We start from the raw sequence: 20,915 nt of genomic DNA, 5'->3' as shown, positions 1-20,915 counted from the left end.
TGATTAGTGAATTAACCGGTTCAGGCCAAAAGAGTTTTTGCGTTGGAGCGTGCGGTTGACTGAGACTGGAACGTGGATGACGCGGATAAAACGGATGGGCGCTGATTTTTATGGTTCAACTAAACCGCCTGGCGCGGGTCAAATCAGCCCAAAACCCCTGTCAATCTGTTCAGTCCGCGTCGTCCGCGTTCCATCATCCGCTAGCGGAAATTCAGGTAGACCTCCATGCCGTAGTACCGGGGGCGGCTCCAGGCGACCTGATCACCAAACTCGTATTCCCAGCCGTGCTGAATGTATAGTTTATTGGTCAGGTTTTTTCCCCAGAAGGCCAGGCTCCATTTGCCATTGGCTGGCACCAGGGCCACCCGTCCGTTGATGATACTGGCCGGTACACGCGCCAACAGCTCTGAGTTCGAAATGTCGTTGTAGGCTTTACCCGTGTGGTTGATGTTGAGCCCCAGGTACACCCGTAGCTTGTCGTTTAGGGGCACGGTATACTCGGGGGCAACCGACAGCGTAACGTCTGGAGCCTTCAACAGCCGGTTACCCGCGTAGTTGACAGGATTGCCGTTGTCATCGGTGCCGAAGGGGAAGTCGATGAATTTCAAGTTGAGATAACCCGCCGACACGTCGAGCCGAAACCGCTTGAGCATGGCCGAAAACTCGACTTCGGCCCCGTAGCCCCGTGTGAGTGGCGCATTGGCGACCCGCACCCGCGTGCCCTGATCGAGCAGTTCCTGCTTGTCTTTGTAGTCGGTGTAAAAGATCGCCCCATTCACCTGAATCCGTTCGGTGGGCTTCGCTTTCAGGCCAAGTTCATAGTTGTTCACGTATTCGGGCCGAAACACCAGCCCGCCGCTTTCACTGTCTTTAATCGGCGCCGTATTGAAACCCGCTCCTTTGAAGCCCCGCACAAATTTGGCGTAGCCCATGAGGTTCGACGTAAAACGGTAGTCCATGCCCACGTCGTACGACAAGGCTAAATCGGTGATCTGGCGAGTCACCGGGCTGGCCTTGCTGCCAATGGTAGAGGCGTACAGGTCGATGATGTTGAAAGGTACCCCGTTGACCAGCTGATGCCTGAGCCGTTGGTAATAGGCCAGCTGCCGGGTTTCGGTGGTCAGTCGCAGGCCACCGCTCAGTCGGAGCTTGGGCGTGAGCTCCAGCGCACCAGATACAAACCCCGCGGTACTCTGCGACTCAATGACGGCGTCGGTCGTGTACCCCTCGCTCGTAAACTGGTTGGCGTTGGCAATGGGCGCTCCCAGGAGTCGGGCAGCAACGGGCAGAAACCCTTTGTTCAGCGTAAAGGTGTCGGCGGCACTGATGCGTTCATTAAGGTAATACAGGCCGGCTACGTAGGCGAATTTCTGGTCACGGGGCGAGTTGATGCGCAGTTCCTGGCTGAACGTCCGCAAGCCCTGGGAGCGACCCCAACGCGAGGCATCAGCCGCCGAAATATCGTTGTCGCTGAGGTAACTATCGACCGAGCTATTGAGCGCCGAAATGGCCGTGAGGGTATTGCGCCCCAGCTTGATTTCCAATTTACCCATACCCCCATACTGGTCGCGGAAGAACTCGACCGGTGCGTTCTGGTTGGTGGTCAGGCCTTCGTCGGCCGGCACGCCCACCGGGTTGTAATCGGGCTTGCTGGTGTACACAAACGTGTTTTCGGCTTTGTTATCACGGCCATAGTTACCGCGGAGCGTGAGCGTTACGCGGTCGCTAGGCGTGAAGAGCAGCGAGCCCCGGAAACCGAAGAAGTTGGTTTTGTTGAGGGCTTCGATCGACGGGGTACGGTCGGTAACGAACCCGTCGCGCAGACTCAGTGCGCTCGTCAGCCGAATGGCCAGCTTGTTTTTGACCAGCTGCCGGTTGAGCTTGGCCCTGATCTGCCGGAAATTATAGTTGCCGTAGTTGAGTTCGATCTGCCCGTCGTTGGTCATCTCGGGTTTTTCGGATATGACGTGAATGACCCCGCCAATGGTGTTTTTGCCGAACAAGGTACCCTGCGGGCCACGCAACACTTCCACGCGGTCGATGTCCATCAGGGTCTGGTTGAACGCAAAACTGCGGGAGAAATACACGTCGTCGATATAAAGGGCCACGGTCGACTCAAACCCCACGTTGTCGAAAACCGTCGACAGCCCCCGGATCGAGAACGACACCTGCGAGTTCAGCCACGAGTCGGTAATGAGGTTAGGCGTGTTGTTGAGCGATTCCATGGTGTTGTAAATGCTGCGCCGTTCGAGGTCGCGCCGCCCCACCACCGACGCCGCTACGGGTACTTTCTGGAGGTATTCGTCCTGCCGGTTGGCGGCCACCATCACATCGGCCAGTTGCGTTTCGTTGCTGACCATCTCGAAGTTCTGCTCAATGGGTTTACCTGTTGGCAGCAGCGTCACCTCGACATCACGCAGCCCCACGAAGCGGGCCACAATGGTTACGGGCTCGGTGAGAATAAACCGGTAGCGGCCCGCCCGGTCGGTGATGGTACCCCGTTTGGTTCCTTTTACAAAGACCGACGCACCCACCAGCGGGTCGCCGTTGGCGGCTCGTACGACGCGCCCTGTCAACACGGTCGGTTGTCCTTGGGCCAGCACTGGGTTCACACACCACGACCACATGGCCAGCCAACAGGCCAGCCAGAAACGTATACTTTTTTTCATGCCAGCAGCGGGTTATTTATCAGAGGATTTGCGGAGGTTCCCTTCCAGCAGCTTCAGGGTTTTATCGCGGTAGAGGGCGATTTTTTCGACGTCGGTCTGCTCTTCAAAAGGCTTGTTGCTGTAGCGGATCTTTTGAAGCAGGCGCGAACTGGCAAACACCAGCGTGCGGTTCCGGTCGAACCGATGGGCCTTGAACTGTAGGGTCAGCTCAAGGATCGTATCCAGGGTTTTGTCGAACAACCACCAGGCTTCGGTCTGATCATCGAAATGGCGGATAATTTTGAGTTCGTTGGCCGTCGAGTCCACATTGTATTGGAAGCCCGCTTCAGACTGATTCAGATTGCGAAGCAGCGTGGCCAGCGTTTCGGATGGAGCAATCCGGTAGATCCGGATGAGGTCGCTGATGTTCAACAGATTTCGCTCGTAGGTGAGCCGGCCGATCCGGGCCAGCGCCGTGTCGCGGACAACTTCGGCGCGGGTGCGCATGCTTTCTGACTCACGCAGGGCTCCCTGCACCTGAGCAAGCTTCGCAGTCAGGTTAGCCAGTTCCTGTAGGTAGCGGCTAATAGAATCGTTGCGATTCTCAATGGTTTTCTTGGCGGCCGCCAGCCGTTCCTCGGCCAGCCGGCTCTGCCGTTCTTCCTGGCGTAGGCGATTGCGTAGCGTCGTCTGTTGCTCCTGCAGCGTGTTGATGCGCTCTCGCTGCGACTCGATCAGTTTAGCGTCGGCCTCTGATGTGGCCTCGGTGGGCGTTTGGGCAAAAAGGGGCACGGCGGCTAACTGTAGCAGAATAACCGCTGCCCATCCAATTTGCAACATGTTCATAGGTGAATGAGTAATTCTTGTGCAGTGAATGGCAATTTTGGTGCAACAATAGGGATTTTTGCAGTAAAGCAGTGCTGTTTATGAGTTAGATATACTTCATGTAAAAATACGCTTACAGTATAGTTAGATAGGTAGTGTCACCTAAAGTTTACTCGCAGCAAATACCCTGCCTAGTTTTTGGTAACGGAGTTTCGTAATCTCCTTTGTCTCGCCTGTTGTGGTGTGGGGCTACTCCAACCCCTTTCCTACGTACCTTGCAGCTTTACCAACGTACCTGAAACTATGGTTACCCAGGAAACCCCCGTCGCTACCAGTCCCATCCACGTTTCGTCTGAGATTGGCACGCTGCGCCGACTGCTTATTCACAGCCCTGATCGTGGATTGGGCAAGGTGGTGCCATCGAAAGCGCAGGACTGGCTCTTTGAGGATATCGTAAACCTCGACATGATGCGGCGCGACGAATACGATTACTACGTTAAACTGCTGCTCTATTTCCTGGACCCCGACAAAGTGCGCGGCCGAATCGCCGACCTAGCACCCGGCACCGACCGGGGCTTCTTCAAACCCGATGACCCCAACTACTTTGCTTCGGATAAAGTGGTTGATATTCAGGTGTTATTGGCGGATATTCTGACCGACGAGGTGATCCGGACGAAGCTGATTGCGGCCATTTGCGGAATCGAGCGGACATCGTTCAAGACCCAGCAGAAACTGGCCGACTACGTACCCACGGAACTGGCCAAGATTCTGATTTCTGGCTCGCTGCCCGACAAAACGATGCTGTTTGCGCCGCTGCCCAACTTCATTTTTACGCGCGACATTGGCATTGTCATCAACGATCACATTCTGCTCAACAAACCCGCCAAGCAGGCCCGTACCCGCGAAGCCCTGCTGACGCAGTACATCTTTTTTAACCATCGCGTGTTTGCCGACTACCGGGATAAGATCATCGAGATTCCCGACAACGAGCACGCCTTTCTGCTGCCCGACAGCGATACAGCCCGCGACCTGAGCCGCGCCACCCTCGAAGGGGGCGACGTGATGATGATCGGGCCTCGGCACCTGCTCATTGGCTGTAGCGAACGCACCACGCTCTACGCCGCGCAGCAGGTGATGCGGCTGGTGTTCGAGAAGAACGTGGTCGATACGGTCACGATCATCAAGATTCCGAAAAAGCGCGATTACATGCACATCGACACGGTTTTCACGCAGGTGAAACGCAACGTGTGGGTGCTGCTGGGTACGTTGGCCCGCACCGGCGACGAAGCCAAGAAGCGCGATGTGATGCACTTTTTCGCGCCCAAAGACCTGTCGGAAGACCTCAAGATTCTTCAGTTTATCAAAGGGCTGGAACACAAACCGATCGAAATCGAAAACCTCGAAGACCTGCTCACCGACATCAGTCGCAACGACCTGGGCGCTACCGACCCGATTCGGTTTATTTATTCGGGCAACAACGAATTTCCATTCGGCGCCCGCGAGCAATGGACTGATTCGTGCAACCTGCTGGCGCTGAAAGACGGCGTGGTGGTGGGCTACGATCGGAACGACAAAACGGCGCAGGCCTTCCGCGAAGCGGGCTTCGACGTGGTCAGCGCCGCCGCGCTGCTCGACCGGTTCGAGCGGGGGGAGTCGTCGCCCGAAACGATTGAAAACACGTTTATCATGCTCCCGTCTGCCGAACTGAGCCGCGCCCGCGGTGGTAGCCACTGCATGAGCCTCCCCCTGCTGCGGGATTAATATTTTTAACGCGAAGACGCCAGGGACGACGCTAAGCGCGCAAAGGATTTAGCATAGATACGAATAGAACCACCGCGTCCTTTGCGCCTTTGCGTTTAAGATTGCGTTAAAAACGCTTATTTTTAAGCACACGATTACAACCTTCACATGCAATCACAAACTACGTCGCGCATTCTCATGATCAGGCCGGTTCGATTCGGCTTTAACGAACAGACGGCCGATTCCAACGCCTTCCAGAACCCGTCACTGGCTGAGGTAGCCGACCGGTCTTCGGATGCGTCTGGCGATCCGACTCAGGCGGAAGCCCAACGGGAGTTCGATGAAATGGTGCGGCAGTTGCGGGCGGCAGGCGTAGACGTGATGGTATACAACGACTCCCCCGAACCGCACACACCCGATTCGATCTTCCCCAACAACTGGGTGTCTTTCCACTACAGCGGCACGGTGGTGCTGTACCCCATGCAGGCCGAAAACCGCCGGCTCGAGCGGCGGCAAGACATCATCGACGACCTGGCGCAGCGCTTCCACGTGTCGCGCGTGGTCGATCTGACGCACTTTGAGCAGGAAGGTAAATTCCTCGAGGGCACGGGCAGCATGGTGCTTGACCGGATGAACCGCGTGGCGTTCGCCTGCCTGTCGGTGCGCACGAACCCCGAAGTGCTGGCTGAGTTCCGCGACCGCACCGGCTACAAAACAGTACTGTTCCACGCTGTCGATCAAAACGGCACCCCGGTGTATCACACCAACGTGGTCATGTGTATCGGCGACACCTTCGCGGTGGTGTGTTTGCAGGCCATTCCCGACGTCGACGAACGGCTGATGATCCGGCAGGAACTCGAACGGCTGGGCAAGCGCGTGATCGAAATCACAATCGATCAGATGAATGCCTTTGCCGGGAATATGCTCCTGGTAGCGACCACAAAAGGCAAGAAGCTGCTGGTTATGTCGAAGCGGGCATACAACTCGCTGACCGAGAAACAGATCGATATTCTCGACGACTACGCGGCGATACAGTCCTTCGATCTGTCGGCTATCGAGGCCAACGGTGGTGGTTCGGCCCGGTGCATGCTGGCCGAAGTTCACCTACCGGAGAAGTAGACCGGCAAACGGATTTGGCGCCAACTTTGTTGCTGTTTTGCTATGGATCCTGTTTCAACCCTTCCCGCCCCAGCGACAACGCCTTCGTCCCGATTTGGCGCCTGCCTTTTGTTTGCGTCCAATGCCCTGGCCCGGGCCGTCACCGCCATCGGCGACGGGGAGTTTGCCAAAATGGGCCTTTCCTATTCACACGCCTACCTGCTGAACGAAGTGGCGACCTACCCCGGACAGACGCCTACCTCGCTGAGTGAGACCTTGTTTCTGTCGCCCTCAACGATTACGCGGCTCGTGGAAAAGCTCGAACTGAAAGGATTGGTGCGGCGGCAAACGGAAGGCAAAAATACGCTTGTCTTCGCCACACCCAAAGGCGATGAACTGGCCCCGACGGTGGCCGAGGCCTGGCAACAGAACTGGACCAAGTTTGCCGACCGGTTGGGCGAAACGGAAGCCATCAACCTCACTCAACTTATTTTCGCGGCGGCCGAAAAGCTGGGCGAACACCCCGACGAATAACACGGCTACACATACGATAACAACGCAAAAGCCGCTGGCCTAAGAGAAACGCTCTCGCCAGCGGCTTTTGCTGTACAACGGGGACTAGCACTCCGTTGCGCTGAGGGCCAGACCGGCTTCGGAGGTTTCTTTGTATTTGGTCGACATATCGCGGCCGGTGGCTTTCATCACTTTGATGACGGCATCCAGCGATATCTTCTGCATGCCGGGCGACCCCGACGACGCCAGCAAAAAGGCGTTGTAGGCTTTCACGGCGCCCATGGCGTTGCGCTCGATACACGGAATCTGAACGTACCCACCGATGGGGTCGCAGGTCATACCGAGGTGATGTTCGATCCCGATTTCGGCGGCGGCTTCGATGGCGTCGATGCCGTGGCCCGCGCAGTGGGTCAGGAAGGCGGCACCCATGGCCGATGCCGTCCCGATTTCGCCCATGCAGCCCATCTCGGCCCCCGAGATGCTGGCGTTGTGCTTCACCAGAAAGCCGATTGCAGCAGCGGCGAGCATGCCTTCGCGCAGCGTGGCGCGGTCGTAATGAAAATGGTGTTTGGCCAGGTACGTTAGCCCCGGAATGACGCCCGACGCGCCCGAGGTTGGGGCTGTTACCACGATGCCGCCCGCCGCGTTCTCTTCGGAGGCAGCGAGGCAATAGGCATTCAGAAAAATAAGAAAGCTGTCGGCCGACTGAGCCAGCGAGCGGGCCTGCTGGTAGAGCATCGGTGCTTTCCGCCGTAGTTTGATGTTTCCCGGCAAGGTGCCTTTCTGCCGTAGCCCCCGCCGCACGGCTTTGTGCATCACATCGAGTAACTGATCGAGGCGCTGGTTGATGTCGCGGCGCGATTGGCCCGTGATGGCCATTTCATTGGCCATGAGCACCTCCGTCAGCGACTGGCCTGCTCCGCTCAGGTTCGCCTTCAGCTCCTTCATGGTCGTGTAGGGGTAGGGCACCACCGTGGCCGCCCGGCCTTCGTCGCCGTTAGGATCGCCTTTGCGCAGAATAAACCCTCCGCCAATCGAATAGTATTCTTCTTCAGCGATAGGATGAGTGCCGCTGCTTAGGCGCAGCACCATCGTGTTGGCGTAGGGCGAGTCGTAGCGGACCCGTTCAAAATGCAGCGACGCGGCGTTGACCGGAAACGTCTTCGGGCCAATCACGACTGGGTACGTATCGGCGGGGTCACGGAGCAGATTCAGCAGGGCGTCCGGGTCGGTGGTGTCGGGTTGCCAGCCCAGCAGGCCGGCTACAATGGCGCGGTCGGTGCCGTGGCCTTTGCCCGTGGCGCTCAGGGATCCGTACAGATGTATGTGCAGTGCATCGGCCGCTTCCAGTTGGTCGGGTAAGAGCGAGGCCATGCGCTGCACAAAATCGTAGGCCGCTTTCATGGGGCCAATGGTGTGCGAGCTCGACGGGCCGGGACCAATCTTAAATAAATCAAAAACCGAGGTAGTAATCATTGACGAAGATGAAGTGTAGCTTTGATACGAAACCGCAGACGGCGCTACCGGCCCAAACCTGCTGTTTGTTAAATGCTGACTGCAATCTACCAAAAGCTGTGCATCGACTCGCCTTCCCCTGCTGCCTTTTTCTAGTCTGGCTGCTTGCCCACTGCCAGGCGCAACCCCCTTACGTATACGTCGGCAAAAAAATGAAAGGAGCTAACCTGGTGGCTCCCCCCCAAAAGCCGTCCGACTCCACGCTGGGTACGTTGCATGCCGATGGGGGCGACTGGGTGGCGGTAGTGCCCTATGGGTTTTGCCGGAAAGATACGCCGCATTTCTACTGGCACGGTAACCCGCCGCCCGGTAGGCGACAGATGGGACAATGGTGGGGCGAAACCCCGGCCGGTGTGGCCGAAACGATTCAGATGGCCCGGGCACAAGGGATGAAAGTGATGCTCAAGCCGCACGTCTGGATGATGGGCGGCTCACACCTCGATCTGGCGTTTGAGCAGGAAGCCGACTGGCTATCGTTCGAGGCCGATTACCGGGGATACGTGCTGCACAATGCGCACCTCGCCGACTCGCTGGGTGTCGATCTGTTGTGTATCACCACCGAGCTGGATCGGTTTGCCCTAAGCCGCCCGGCTTTCTGGACGAAGCTGATCGATGACGTACGAAAGGTGTACAAGGGCAAACTCACCTACGCGGCCAACTGGGACCGCTACCCGCAACTGCCATTCTGGAACCAGCTCGATTACATCGGGGTCGACGCTTACTTCCCGCTGTCGGACGCTACGACGCCGTCGGAAAAAGCAATGGTTCGGGGCTGGAAAAAACCACTGGCCGAACTGGAAGCTCTCAGCCGTAAATACCAGAAACCGATCTTGTTCACCGAGTTTGGCTACCGGGCCTGCAACGATGCAGCCGCCCGCCCCTGGGAATCAGAAACCGATTGTGTACCCAACCCACAGGCGCAGGCCAATGCTTATGCCGCGCTGCACGAGGCCGTTTGGGGGCAGCCGTGGTTTGCGGGCGGCTTTCTCTGGAAGTGGTTCATGAACGACCAGCACGGGCATCGGGAACGCGACAGCTTTAGCCCACAAAACAAACCCGCCGAAGCAGTGCTCCGGCGGGTTTGGGAAGGGAAGTAAGGTTGACGTTTCCTGCTTGACGTTTAACGTTGCTGAGGCACGCATACCATCAAACGTCAACCATAAAACGGGCTTATACCGCTTCGGCAGATTCTTTTTTCAATTGCTTCTGATCCGGCGATTCGGCGATGGGCTGACCGGGTTTACGGCGCGACATGAAGATGTACATCGCCGGAATGACGAACAACGTCAGGATCAGTGAGAACAAGAGGCCACCCACGATCACAACGCCCAGCGGCACGCGGCTTTTTGAGGCCGAACCCAGCGCGAGCGCCAGCGGGAGGGCACCAAAGGCCGCCACAAGCGTGGTCATCAGGATCGGGCGCAGGCGCATCGCTGCCGACTCGAGTGCGGCCGCCACCTTGGTTTTGCCTTCGGCCATTTGCTCGTTGGCAAATTCGACGATCAGAATCCCGTTTTTCGTCACCAACCCCACCAGCACGATAATCCCGATCTGGCTGAAGATGTTGAGCGTCTGGTTGAACAGCCAGAGCGAGAACACCGCACCGGCCAGGGCCAGCGGCACCGTCAGCATGATAATGAACGGATCGACGAACGAGTCGAACTGCGCCGCCAGGATCAGGTACACCAGAATGAGGGCGAGGGCGAAGGCAAACAGCGTGTTGGACGAACTCTCCGAGAAGTCACGCGACGAACCTGTCAGAGACGTCTGGAAGCTGGAATCGAGTACGCGGGCGGCAATCGCCTGCATGGCCGCCACCCCATCGCCGACGGTTTTACCCGGCGCGAGCCCGGCCGATACGGTGGCCGATTTGAAGCGGTTGTAGTGGTATACCTGCGGGGGGCTGCTCACCTCGTTGAACCGAACCACGTTGTCGAGCGGAATCAATTCCTGCCGGTTGTTGCGGACGTAGAAGGTGCGCAGATCCGTGGGCTCATCACGGTTCTCGCGGTCTACCTGCCCGATCACCTGATACTGCTTGCCGTTCATCAGGAAGTAGGCCAGCCGCCGGTTACTGAGGGCCAGTTGCAGCGTGTTCGATACGTCGAGCACCGATACGCCAAGGTCGGTCGCTTTCTCGCGGTCAACGCTGATGTTGAGTTCAGGCTTGTTGAATTTGAGGTCGACATCGACGTTCTGGAAAGTCGGGTCTTTCTGGGCTTCTTCGAGGAACTGCGGCAGTTTTTCGCGCAGCTTATCGAAGCTCAGGTTTTGCAGCACGAACTGCACCGGCAATGATGAACCTGACCGGCCACCCGTCGAAATGGTTTGTTCCTGCGTGGGGAACATCTTGGCGTCGGTAAACTTCTTGAAGTTCTTGGTCAGGTTGTCGACAATCTGCTGTTGCGACCGGTTGCGGTCTTTGGCGTCGCTCAGGTTGATGAATACAAAGCCTGAGTTAACCGCCCCGGCGCCCGAGTTGCCCGGTGCCACCACGCTAAAGGTCAGCTTGGTTTCCGGGATGGAGTCGAGCACCAGCTTCGTTACACGGTCGGCAATGCCCGACATTGCTTCGTAGCTTGTGCCTTCTGGGGCCGTGATGGGAACCCGAATCCGGCCTCGGTCTTCCAGCGGTGCCAACTCGGATTTCAGGGTCGCCCCGAGGCCAAATACCAGCGCCAGACAGGCTACCATCATGGCCCAGGCCCAGCGGCGTTTCTTCAAAAAGCTGCCGAGCGAGTTGCGGTACGTGGTATCAAGCCACTGGAAGAAAGGCTCCGTCTTCTTATAGAACCAGGAGTTCCGGCCGTGGTCTTTCGACGTCAGTTTCACGCTCAGCACGGGCGTCAGCGTCAGCGATACAAACGCCGAAATCAGTACGGCCCCGGCCACCACGATCCCGAATTCTCGGAACAGACGCCCCACAAACCCTTGCAGAAAGATGATGGGCAGGAACACCACCGCCAGAGTGATCGAGGTGGCAATAACGGCGAAGAAGATTTCTTCGGAGCCTTCGCGGGCAGCGGTCTCCGGATCTTCGCCCTGCTCAATCTTCTTGAAGATATTCTCTGTTACCACAATGCCGTCATCCACCACGAGACCCGTTGCCAGTACAATACCTAACAGCGTTAAGATATTGATACTGAAGTCGGCAACGTACATAATAAAGAAAGCGCCAATGAGCGAAACGGGTATGTCGATAAGGGGCCGTATGGCAATGAGCCAGTCGCGGAAGAAGAAGTAAATAACCAAAACCACCAGCACAAACGAGATCAGCAGCGTTTCTTCTACTTCTTCGATAGCCTTGCGGATGAAGGTACTCCGGTCGATACCCACGCTAACGATCAAATCCTTCGGCAGGTCTTTTTTGATCTGATCCAGACGTTTGTAAAACTCATCGGCAATGTCGACGTAGTTGGCGCCCGGCTGCGGAATAAGCACGAGAATGACCCCCTGTACGCCGTTCTGCTTTGAGGAAGTTTCCTCGTTTTCTGGCCCAAGCGTGGCGTAACCCACGTCGCGCAGCCGCAGGATCTGCTGGTTGGTCTGGCGTAGGATCAGGTTGTTGAAATCGTCTTCGGTGGTGAGGCGACCCACCGATTTTACCGTGAGCTCGGTGTTGTTGCCGTAAATCTTACCACCGGGCAGCTCTACGTTCTGCGACTGCAACGCCGCCTGAATATCCTGCACCGTCATCTGGTAAGCGGCCAGCTTGGCCGGGTCGATCCACATCCGCATGGCGTAGCGTTTCAGCCCGAAGATGTTCACCTGCGATACGCCCGGAATGGTTTGCAGCCGCTCCTGAAGCACGTTTTCGGCATAGTCCGACAGTTGCATCGGGTTACGCGTCGTACTCTGGATCGGCATGAAGATGATGGGATCCGAGTTGGCATCGGCTTTGGTCACCACGGGGGGCGCGTCGATGTCCTGCGGGAGGAGCCGCTGCGCCTGCGATACTTTGTCGCGCACGTCATTGGCGGCCCGTTCCAGATCGGTGTCGAGGTTGAATTCGACCGTGATATTGCTGCTTCCCAGTGCAGAGTTTGACGAGATCGTGCGGATGCCCTCGATGCTGTTCAGCGTCTTTTCGATGGGTTCGGTGATCTGCGACTCAATGATTTCGGGGTTGGCACCGGTATAGCTCGTCCTGACGGAAATAACCGGCGGGTCGATGGCTGGATATTCACGTACCCCCAGGAAGGTGTACCCGATAATCCCAAACAGCACAATCACGATGGACATGACCATCGCGAAGACCGGGCGCTTTAAGGAGAGAGAAGAAAGACTCATAACGATAGCAGTTGTCCCTCCTGCGTTCGCTGTGGTCTGTTACGCTGTTTAAAACAAGGAAGCAACAGACGACCGTGAACGCCGGACAGAATACTTATGAACTGACTTTAACCACTTTTACCGGGCTGTCTTTCTTCACAAAAAGCAGACCTGATGTGACGACGGTATCGCCGGGGGCCAGGCCCGACGTAATCTGAATGTTACTCTTGTCCCGGATACCCGTCTGCACGTCCACAAACGTGGCTTTGCCGTTGCGTACCACCACCACTTGTTTACCACGTGTCTGAGGAAGTAACGCCTGCGAGGGGATCGTGAGTGCCCGATCTTCACGAAATGTAAGGTTTACTTTCGCAAACGAACCGGGGCGCAGCTCGGGGCTGGTATTGGCTACCCGCGCCCGAATCCGAAGGCTACGGGTTGCCACGTCGACATCGGGTTCAACCGCGTAGATCTGACCCGTGAAATTGGTCTGGCTGCCGTCGAGCGTAAAGCTCACGCGCTCTCCCGACTTGACCGACCGGCTGTAGCGTTCGGGAACGGTGAAGTCGAGTTTCATGGGGTTGAGTTGCTGAAGCCGGGTGATGAGCGTTTGCGGCGTAACAACAGCGCCGGGGCTCACATTCCGAATGCCGATAACACCCGAGAAAGGCGCTCTGATTTCGGTCCGGCGCAGGGCCGCTTTCGTCAGTTCGATGTCGGCCAGAGCTCCCTTCAGGTTCGTAACGATGATGTCGTACTCCTGCTGGCTGATACCACCCCGTTGCAACAGTTGCTTGTTCCGTTCTTCGGTGCGCTGGGCGTTTTCCTGCACCACCCGAAACTTCTGGAGCTGCGCCTGCAAATCGCCGTCGTAAATCTTGATCAGCAGCGCCCCTTTGGCCACCGGCTGCCCTTCTCGGATGTTCATCTGAACGATCCGACCAGCGATTTCCGGGTAGATGTCGACCTGCTCATTGGCTACCAGCGAACCCGTAGCCACGACCGCGTTGGCAATCAGTTTGGGAACGACCACGTAGGCGTTGACATTGGTAGGGCCGGCCGCACCCGGTCCACCGGGGCCACCTTTGCCGCCCTTGGCTGCTCCGCCAGCGGCGGGCGCGCTTCCGCCGCCACCCCCACCCGGGCCACCGGCGCCGGGGGCTGGGTTTAGAATTTTGTTATACACAATGAGGCCCCCCAGGACCACGACTACGAGCACAATGGCAATCCAGCGTTTCAAAGTTTAATTAAGTTGAGGTTTTAATAAGGTAAACCGCAAATACACGAAGGTTTACGCAACAGGAGGAAACATTTTTACGATAAAAACGCTCCGTGCCTGTTTTGATACCTGGCAAGTGCCGTGCAGTTTATAAAAGTAAGCCCGCCCCAAAGAGGATCACGAACAGCAGCGTCGACATCGCGAGTTGCCCAAGTCGGGGATTCAGTTCGGCCGGATTGGTGTGCTGCGCAATGGCGCGCCCGTTGAGCACAAACAGCGGAAACGCTAGCAGGTACAAGAAATCGGTCGCGTCAGTGGCGGTCAGCACCGAGTAAACCACTGCACAAATCATACCTGATAGTAACAGAAACCAGTGATACCGGATCGCCCCCGGCCGACCTAAGCGCACGGGAATGGAATTTTTGCCGGTTTTGGCGTCGGTTTCGATGTCGCGGATGTTGTTGATATTCAGAACGCCCGTGGCAAAGAAGCCCACACTGCTCGCTGGTAGTAACAACGCCCAACTAACCGATTGCGTATGCAAAAAGAACGTACCCAGCACGCCCACCCAGCCAAAAAAGAGCAACACGGCAATGTCGCCGTAGCCCGCATAGCCGTAGGGGCGCTTGCCGTTGGTGTAGGCTACCGCCGCCCCGATGCACAGCAGGCCCAGCATCAGAAAGGCCCAGAACAACCAGGCTCCGGCCTGCCGGGTGGCTTCGACCAGCAGCCACACGCCCGATACCAGCGACAACGTACCTGAGACATACATGGCCCGGCGCATGGCCTCTTTCGTGATGTCGCCTGTGGCTACGGCCCGCCGGGGACCAACCCGCTCGGGCGTATCTTTCCCCGAAATGGCATCGCCATAGTCGTTGGCAAAATTGGAGAGTACCTGTAGGCAGATGGTGGTCAGGGCCGCCAGCGCAAACGTCAGCCAGCTAAATCGACCGGCGGCCGCCGCCAGAAAACTACCGAGAATAATGCTGGCCAACGCCAGCGGCAACGTGCGCGGTCGAGCCGCCGCCAGCCATGCTTTCATAATAGATAAATGGACAATGCACGATGCACAATGAATAATGGATGAGTATGCCCATTATTCATTGTGCATCGTGCATTGTCCATTATTAAATGCCTATCGCTTTCTTGAAGGCCGGATCGTTGGGTTTGACGCCCGAGGCGAAGAAGTGCGTGAGTTTGCCCGTTTCGTCGACCACGTACTTGCAGAAGTTCCAGCCGGGGGCCTGCTCGTTCCAGCCGTTGAGCGATTTGGTCGTCAACCACTTGTAAAGCGGGGCCTGGTTGGTGCCGACCACGTCGACCTTTTCAAACATCGGGAACGTAACGCCGTAGTTCTTCTGGCAAAACGAAGCAATCTCCTGATTGCTGCCTGATTCCTGATTGGCAAAATTGTTGGCCGGAAAACCGAGTACGACCACTTTGTCTTTGTGGGCTTCGTAAAACGCTTCCCAGTCGGCATACTGCGGGGTGTAGCCGCACTTCGAGGCCGTATTGATGATGACCACTTTCTTGCCTTTGTACTGGCTCAGCGCGACCGGCTGCCCCGTGAGGCTGTTTACGGTAAAATCGTAGAGCGACTTGGCGGGCGCGGCTTCCAGGGTAGTCGGCGCCGACAGGGCTTCCTCTTTATCGCTGAAAACGTGTTTGATGAGGCGTGAAAAAGACATAGTGCTGATGAGAATAACGACAGCCGCGGCTGCCAGGGTGAACTTTGTTGAGCGACGCATCGTGCGTTTGGGGTTTGACTTTGTACAGACTGTAAACGGAATAGCTTAATCGAAGCACAACGCCGGCCAGAAAACGCCAAACGTCAAACACAACGTTACATTTTCTCAGGTACGTCGATGCCTAATAACCCCATGCCGTGACGGATGGTTTCGGCCACCTTGGCCGATAGGAGCAGGCGGAAATGCGTCTTGACCGGATCGGGCTCTGATAGGATCGACACTTCGGCAAACAGGCGATTGTAGGCTTTGGCCAGATCGTAAGCATACTGGGCGATGTACGAGGGCGCGTAGTTGGTGCCTGCCTCCCGCACGCGCAACTGATATTGCCCCAGCAGCACAATCACGTCCTGCTCGGTTTCGTGCAGCGGCGCGGCGGCTTCATCGGCAGCGCCACTGATTGCGAGACCGGCCTCTTCGGCCTTCCGCAGCACCGACCGAATCCGGGCGTGGGTGTACTGGATGAACGGCCCCGTGTGCCCATGCACGTCCACCGACTCTTCGGGGTTGAAGAGCATGCGTTTCTGCGGGTCTACTTTCAGCAGGTAGTATTTCAGCGCCCCCAGTCCGATCATGTGGAACAGGTCCTGCTTCTCGGCTTCGCTGAACTCATCGAGCTTACCTTTGGCGGCCTGATCGGCGGCGGCGGCCGCCACCTGCGCGACTTCGGCCACCAGATCGTCGGCGTCGACGACCGTCCCTTCGCGCGACTTCATTTTGCCCGATGGCAGATCCACCATGCCGTAGCTGAGGTGATAGCAGCCGTCGGCGTAGGGCCGGCCGAGCCGTTTCATGATGGCGAACAGCACCTTGAAGTGGTAGTCCTGCTCGTTGCCCACTACCCAGATCGAGCGGTTCGAGTGAAAATCGTTGAATTTAAGATCGGTGGTGCCCAGATCCTGCGTGATGTAGACCGAGGTGCCGTCACCGCGCAGCACGAGCTTCTGATCCAGCCCCTCGTCGGTGAGGTCGATCCAGACCGACTTGTCGTCTTTTTGGTAGAAAACGCCTTTCGCCAGGCCTTCCTCGACCACATCTTTACCCAGCAGGTACGTGTCGGATTCGTAATAGGTCTTGTCGAAGCTGACGCCGATCTGTTTGTAGGTCTCGGCGAAACCGGCGTAGACCCAGGCGTTCATCTGCGACCACAGCGCGACCGTCTCGGCATCGCCCTGTTCCCACTTCCGCAACATCGCCTGCGCTTCCTGCATCGCAGTCGTTTTCGTCTGAGCAATGTCTTTTATGTCGTCTTTTAGTCCATCAATCTTTTCTTCCCTTAGGATTAAGCCTTTAAAGGCTTGACGAATATCTTTTTTGACTTTTTCATCAATCAACCGATCGTCTTCAAGCGCTTTTGAGATGCTTCGCCACTTGCCACCATGATGGAAAGCATTGGTTATCGCTTGCTGAACTAGCTCTGACGGGGTACCCTGCAAGGGCAAGCCGGTTAACTCAACTTCTTTTGCTTCCTCTTGTTGCTCGTGTTCAGCTTTCCTTAAAGCGGAAAGTTGAGTTTGCAGTTGTACCTGTTGGGCCTCGTCAAACAGGGATAAATCGCCCTGCTCATAGATCGCCTCTAGAATCGGCTTGAGCTGCTTCTTAAGTTCTTTGTCGAACAGCACGTAGTACTTGCCAATCAGCTTATCGCCTTTGAGGCCTGACGACTCGGGGGTTTCGAAGGTGCCGTCGGGCTGCTGCCCGAATTGCTGATAAGCCAGCATCGACTTACAGATGTGGATGCCCCGGTCGTTGACCAGACATGCCTTGGTGACGTCGTAGCCATTGGCGGCGAGAATCCGGCTCACCGAATCGCCCAGAAAGTTGTTGCGCAGGTGCCCCAGGTGCAACGGTTTGTTGGTATTAGGCGACGAAAACTCCACCAGCACCCGGTTGCCTGGAACGGCCTCGGTATGGACGGGCGTGGTACCGAAATTGGGCGTCGCGGCAATGCCGTTCAGCGACTGAATGTAGGCGGCGTCGGAAAGGCTGATGTTCAGAAAACCCTGCACCACGTTGAAGCCGCTCACCAGCGGGCTGTGCTGCTGCAACCACTCGCCAAGGGCCTGCCCGATGGCCACGGGGGGCTTGCGCAGCGCCTTGGTCAGGCCGAACGTAACGAAGGTGTAGGTGCCTTCAAACTCTTTCTTGGTGGGTTGTAGGGAAATATCATCAACCGTTGTATCGTAAACGGCCTGAATGGCTTGCTGAATGGCAGTACTGAGCGCGACTTGTAAATCCATGTGTTGATTACACCCATCAGGGTGGGGCAATAGGCCGCAAAAGTACGAAATGCGGCCAGATTTGGGCAATTGGCGGGCAAGATGTAGCTTCGGGTTATGGGCCAATGCCTTCTACTGCATGCGTTCTCTTTTCATCTTCGTACTCATCGCCTGCGGCTGGCCCGCGCTGGCACAGCTCACCCACACGACGCGGCTGGAACTGCCCATCACGCCGACGTGGAATGAGAAATACGCGCTGCTGCCCCTTGGTGAGCGCGGTGGGCTGGTAGCCTACCATCGGGTCGATGATTATTCGCGGCAGCCGCATCAGTTCCGGTTTATCCGGATCGACACCGCCCTGGCCACCCGCTGGGCCTTTGAATTTAAACTGCCCGAGAAATACGTGCCCCTGCAAACCTTCGACAATGAGCAGTACCTGTTTCATCTGTATAGCCAGCCCAACTCGGAGAAGATTGCCGTCATGCGCCTGAATCTGGAAGACGGCGCGATCGATTTTTACGACGGGCAGATGCCTTCCGGGCTGGATATCAGCCAATTCAAAGTGATGGGCAATGTGGCTTACCTGTCGGGTTATTACCGGTCGAGGCCGGTGGTGATGGCGTTCTCGCTGTTTGACCGGAGCTTCCGCATCTTTCAGGGGCTGTACGTCAACCACATGGAGCTGGGCAGCATGGAAGTCGACCCGTTTCGGCAGGAGGTACACGTGCTGACGCATTCGCCCAAAAAACGCTGTCAGTTTGCCGTCCGGTCGTATTCACCCGATGGCAAACCGCTTCGTATTATCGAATACGATGGGCTGCAACAAAGCCTGATTACCGGAAAAATCCTACCCATTAGCGCTGATGAGTCGTTGTTGGTCGGTAACTACTCGGCCGACTGTACGCCGTATTCGCAGGGCATTTACGTCACCCGCATTTATCACAACGAAACGGGCAAGCTTACCGTTAGGACCGATCGGGGCGAGGCAATCCGCTATTTCGATTTTTCGAAGCTGAAAAACTTCTTCAATTACATGAATCCGAAGCGGCAGCAAAAGCTGCTGGCCCGCGTGCTGAAACGGCGTCAGTTGGGCAAAGACTACAAGTTTCACTACCGCCTGCTGGTGCACGAACTGATGCCTACTCCCACGGGGCTGCGCATGGCGGCAGAGGTATACTTCCCCCAGTACAAGAGCTCGCCGTCGTCGATGTTCTACAACCGCACGCTTCTGCTGAACTCGATGAGCAGTGCGGCCCCTTTCTATTCATACACGCCGCGTCCGGCGATCGATCGGTCGTCGGTGGGCTACCAATACACCCACGCGTTCATCTGCGAGTTTGACCGGCAGGGTAATCTGGTGTGGGATAATTGCCTGCCCATCAAAGAGTTGAGCGACATTGCGTTGAGCCAGAAAGTACAGGTGCTATCGAAGGACGACCAGGTCGTGCTGGCCTACACGAAAGACGCTCAGATCACGACGCAACTCATTGAACGTGACTCGGTGCTGCGTTCCGATGAGCCCGTCAAGATGCAGACCGGCCTGGACACCGAGAAAGTGCTGTCGAGCGCCGACGATGCCGTTCAGGCCTGGTATGGTCCGCATTTCGTGGCTACGGGCTACCAGAAGATCATCCCGCCACGCGGCAGTAACCGCCTGCCCCGCGATGTGTTTTACCTGAACAAGCTGCGCTACGATACCACGCCCGCGGCGCCGGTTGCGGCACAAAAGGGCAACTGACAAGCCGTAGGCGGCAAGCATTGGTACGCCGAAACTGCGTATATTTGCGGCCTGTTTTCGGCTTATCATGCATTCGCAACAGCAATCACCTTATCAGATCCAGGGTCTCCATACACTAGCCATTGCTCAGGAGTTTGGCCTACCGCTCTACGTATACGACGCGGCAAAAATCAGTGAGAAAATCGAGTTGTTTCGCTCCTCGTTTCGGGGCGTAAACCTCAAGATAAAGTACGCCGCCAAAGCCCTGACCAACCTGTCGATTCTGAAACTGATGCGCATGCAGGGGGTCGACGTCGACGTGGTATCGGTGAACGAGGCGCGGCTGGCGATGCTGGCTGGGTACGTCCCGGGCCAGATCATGTACACCCCCAGCGGTAACTCGTGGGCCGAGATTCAGCGCGCCATTGATATGGGCCTGCGGATCAACGTCGACAGCCTGCCCCTGCTGGAGCAGATCGGGCAGGTCTATGGCCCGACCGTCTCGCTCTGCCTGCGGATCAACCCCAGCGTGGCCGACGGCGGCAACATCAAAATCCAGACGGGGCACGCCAACTCGAAATTTGGTATTCCGAACGATTACCGCCAGCAGATTGTGGAGCTGGTGACGCAGTACGGGCTGAATATCGTGGGGCTGCACGTGCACACCGGCTCCGATTTCAAAGATGCCCACACCTTCCTCAGCGGCGCCAACGTGCTGTTCGAGATGGCGGCCGATTTTCCCGATCTGCAATTCATCGATTTTGGAAGCGGCTTTAAAGTGGCTTACCGCGAAGGCGATTACGTGACCGACATGGCCGATCTCGGCGCCAAAGTGTCGGCGGCGTTTGCCGCGTTCTGCGATCGGTATGGCCGTGACCTCGAACTCTGGTTTGAACCGGGTAAATTCCTCGTCAGTGAGGCGGGGCACCTGCTGGTGGGCGTCAATGTGGTGAAGCAAAACCCCACGCGCACCTTCGTGCAGGTCGATTCGGGCCTGAACCACCTGATCCGGCCCATGATGTACGACGCCTGGCACGACATCGTGAACGTATCCAACCCCGGTGGCGCCCCCACGCTCTACGACGTCGTGGGCTACATCTGCGAAACCGACACCTTTGCTACCGACCGTATGCTGCCCCAGGTACGTATGGGCGATGTGCTCTCCATTGAAAATGCGGGGGCCTACGGCTACAGCATGGCGTCTAACTATAACCTCCGCGAACGGCCGGCCGAAGTGCTCGTGCTGGATGGCGAGGCCCACCTTATCCGGCGGCGCGATACCTTCGAAGACCTCACCCGCGGCATGGTGGACGTACCTGAACTAGCAACTCTTGAAACTATATAATAGCCAGTGTAAGGTGTTTACCTTGGCGTTTAGCATTAAACTGCAATGGGCTGCAACGTACC

General features: G+C 57.0%; 14 protein-coding genes. 6 read left to right on the top strand and 8 right to left on the bottom strand.

Features of this window, described 5'->3' with window-relative positions; genetic code table 11:
• Positions 1-200: 200 nt before the first annotated feature.
• Both FAES_RS18140 and FAES_RS18135 read right to left on the bottom strand, forming a co-directional pair.
• Positions 201-2,669: a TonB-dependent receptor gene (locus FAES_RS18140; RefSeq protein WP_015332689.1), complete on the bottom strand. Its 2,469-nt coding sequence runs from the start codon at positions 2,667-2,669 to the stop codon at positions 201-203.
• Positions 2,670-2,681: 12 nt separating this feature from the next.
• Positions 2,682-3,494 carry a hypothetical protein gene (locus FAES_RS18135; RefSeq protein WP_015332688.1) on the bottom strand — a complete coding sequence of 271 codons (813 nt, stop codon included), beginning with the start codon at positions 3,492-3,494 and terminating at the stop codon, positions 2,682-2,684.
• Positions 3,495-3,776: 282 nt separating this feature from the next.
• On the opposite strand from FAES_RS18135, the gene FAES_RS18130 reads away from it, so the two are divergent.
• The 3 genes from FAES_RS18130 to FAES_RS18120 all read left to right on the top strand — a co-directional run bounded on the left by FAES_RS18130 (position 3,777) and on the right by FAES_RS18120 (position 6,845).
• Positions 3,777-5,234, top strand: a complete 1,458-nt coding sequence (locus FAES_RS18130; protein ID WP_015332687.1) for an arginine deiminase family protein — start codon at positions 3,777-3,779, stop codon at positions 5,232-5,234.
• 147 nt (positions 5,235-5,381) lie between these two features.
• Entirely contained in the window at positions 5,382-6,332 is a 951-nt protein-coding gene (gene ctlX / locus FAES_RS18125; RefSeq protein ID WP_015332686.1) for a citrulline utilization hydrolase CtlX, read from the top strand.
• Positions 6,333-6,374: 42 nt separating this feature from the next.
• Positions 6,375-6,845, top strand: coding sequence for a MarR family winged helix-turn-helix transcriptional regulator (locus FAES_RS18120; RefSeq protein WP_015332685.1), 471 nt, complete (start codon positions 6,375-6,377; stop codon positions 6,843-6,845).
• Between the two features lie 84 nt (positions 6,846-6,929).
• Here FAES_RS18120 and FAES_RS18115 read toward each other — a convergent pair whose 3' ends face one another.
• The gene (locus FAES_RS18115; RefSeq protein WP_015332684.1) at positions 6,930-8,300 is read right to left on the bottom strand and encodes an L-serine ammonia-lyase; all 1,371 of its coding nucleotides are present in this window, start codon (positions 8,298-8,300) and stop codon (positions 6,930-6,932) included.
• A gap of 98 nt (positions 8,301-8,398) precedes the next feature.
• On the opposite strand from FAES_RS18115, the gene FAES_RS18110 reads away from it, so the two are divergent.
• Entirely contained in the window at positions 8,399-9,436 is a 1,038-nt protein-coding gene (locus FAES_RS18110; RefSeq protein ID WP_041259141.1) for a glycoside hydrolase family 113, read from the top strand.
• A gap of 73 nt (positions 9,437-9,509) precedes the next feature.
• Here the strand turns inward: FAES_RS18110 and FAES_RS18105 are convergent, their stop codons facing one another.
• From FAES_RS18105 to FAES_RS18085, 5 genes are all read right to left on the bottom strand, one after another.
• Positions 9,510-12,629, bottom strand: a complete 3,120-nt coding sequence (locus FAES_RS18105; RefSeq protein ID WP_015332682.1) for an efflux RND transporter permease subunit — start codon at positions 12,627-12,629, stop codon at positions 9,510-9,512.
• Between the two features lie 94 nt (positions 12,630-12,723).
• The gene (locus FAES_RS18100) at positions 12,724-13,848 is read right to left on the bottom strand and encodes an efflux RND transporter periplasmic adaptor subunit (RefSeq protein ID WP_015332681.1); all 1,125 of its coding nucleotides are present in this window, start codon (positions 13,846-13,848) and stop codon (positions 12,724-12,726) included.
• Between the two features lie 127 nt (positions 13,849-13,975).
• On the bottom strand, positions 13,976-14,869 hold the full coding sequence (locus FAES_RS18095; protein ID WP_015332680.1) for a 1,4-dihydroxy-2-naphthoate polyprenyltransferase: 894 nt from the start codon (positions 14,867-14,869) through the stop codon (positions 13,976-13,978).
• An 85-nt stretch (positions 14,870-14,954) separates the two neighbouring features.
• Positions 14,955-15,575: a glutathione peroxidase gene (locus FAES_RS18090; protein WP_015332679.1), complete on the bottom strand. Its 621-nt coding sequence runs from the start codon at positions 15,573-15,575 to the stop codon at positions 14,955-14,957.
• A 95-nt stretch (positions 15,576-15,670) separates the two neighbouring features.
• Positions 15,671-17,812 (bottom strand): arginine--tRNA ligase, encoded by a 2,142-nt coding sequence (locus FAES_RS18085; RefSeq protein ID WP_015332678.1) that lies wholly within the window; start codon positions 17,810-17,812, stop codon positions 15,671-15,673.
• Between the two features lie 118 nt (positions 17,813-17,930).
• On the opposite strand from FAES_RS18085, the gene FAES_RS18080 reads away from it, so the two are divergent.
• On the top strand, positions 17,931-19,529 hold the full coding sequence (locus FAES_RS18080; RefSeq protein ID WP_051054203.1) for a hypothetical protein: 1,599 nt from the start codon (positions 17,931-17,933) through the stop codon (positions 19,527-19,529).
• 67 nt (positions 19,530-19,596) lie between these two features.
• Positions 19,597-20,853, top strand: a complete 1,257-nt coding sequence (gene lysA / locus FAES_RS18075; protein ID WP_015332676.1) for a diaminopimelate decarboxylase — start codon at positions 19,597-19,599, stop codon at positions 20,851-20,853.
• The last annotated feature ends 62 nt before the right edge of the window (positions 20,854-20,915 follow it).

It is taken from the genome of Fibrella aestuarina BUZ 2, from assembly GCF_000331105.1.
In the GTDB taxonomy this organism is placed as follows: domain Bacteria; phylum Bacteroidota; class Bacteroidia; order Cytophagales; family Spirosomataceae; genus Fibrella; species Fibrella aestuarina.
This window is presented reverse-complemented; position numbering and strand designations above follow the sequence as displayed.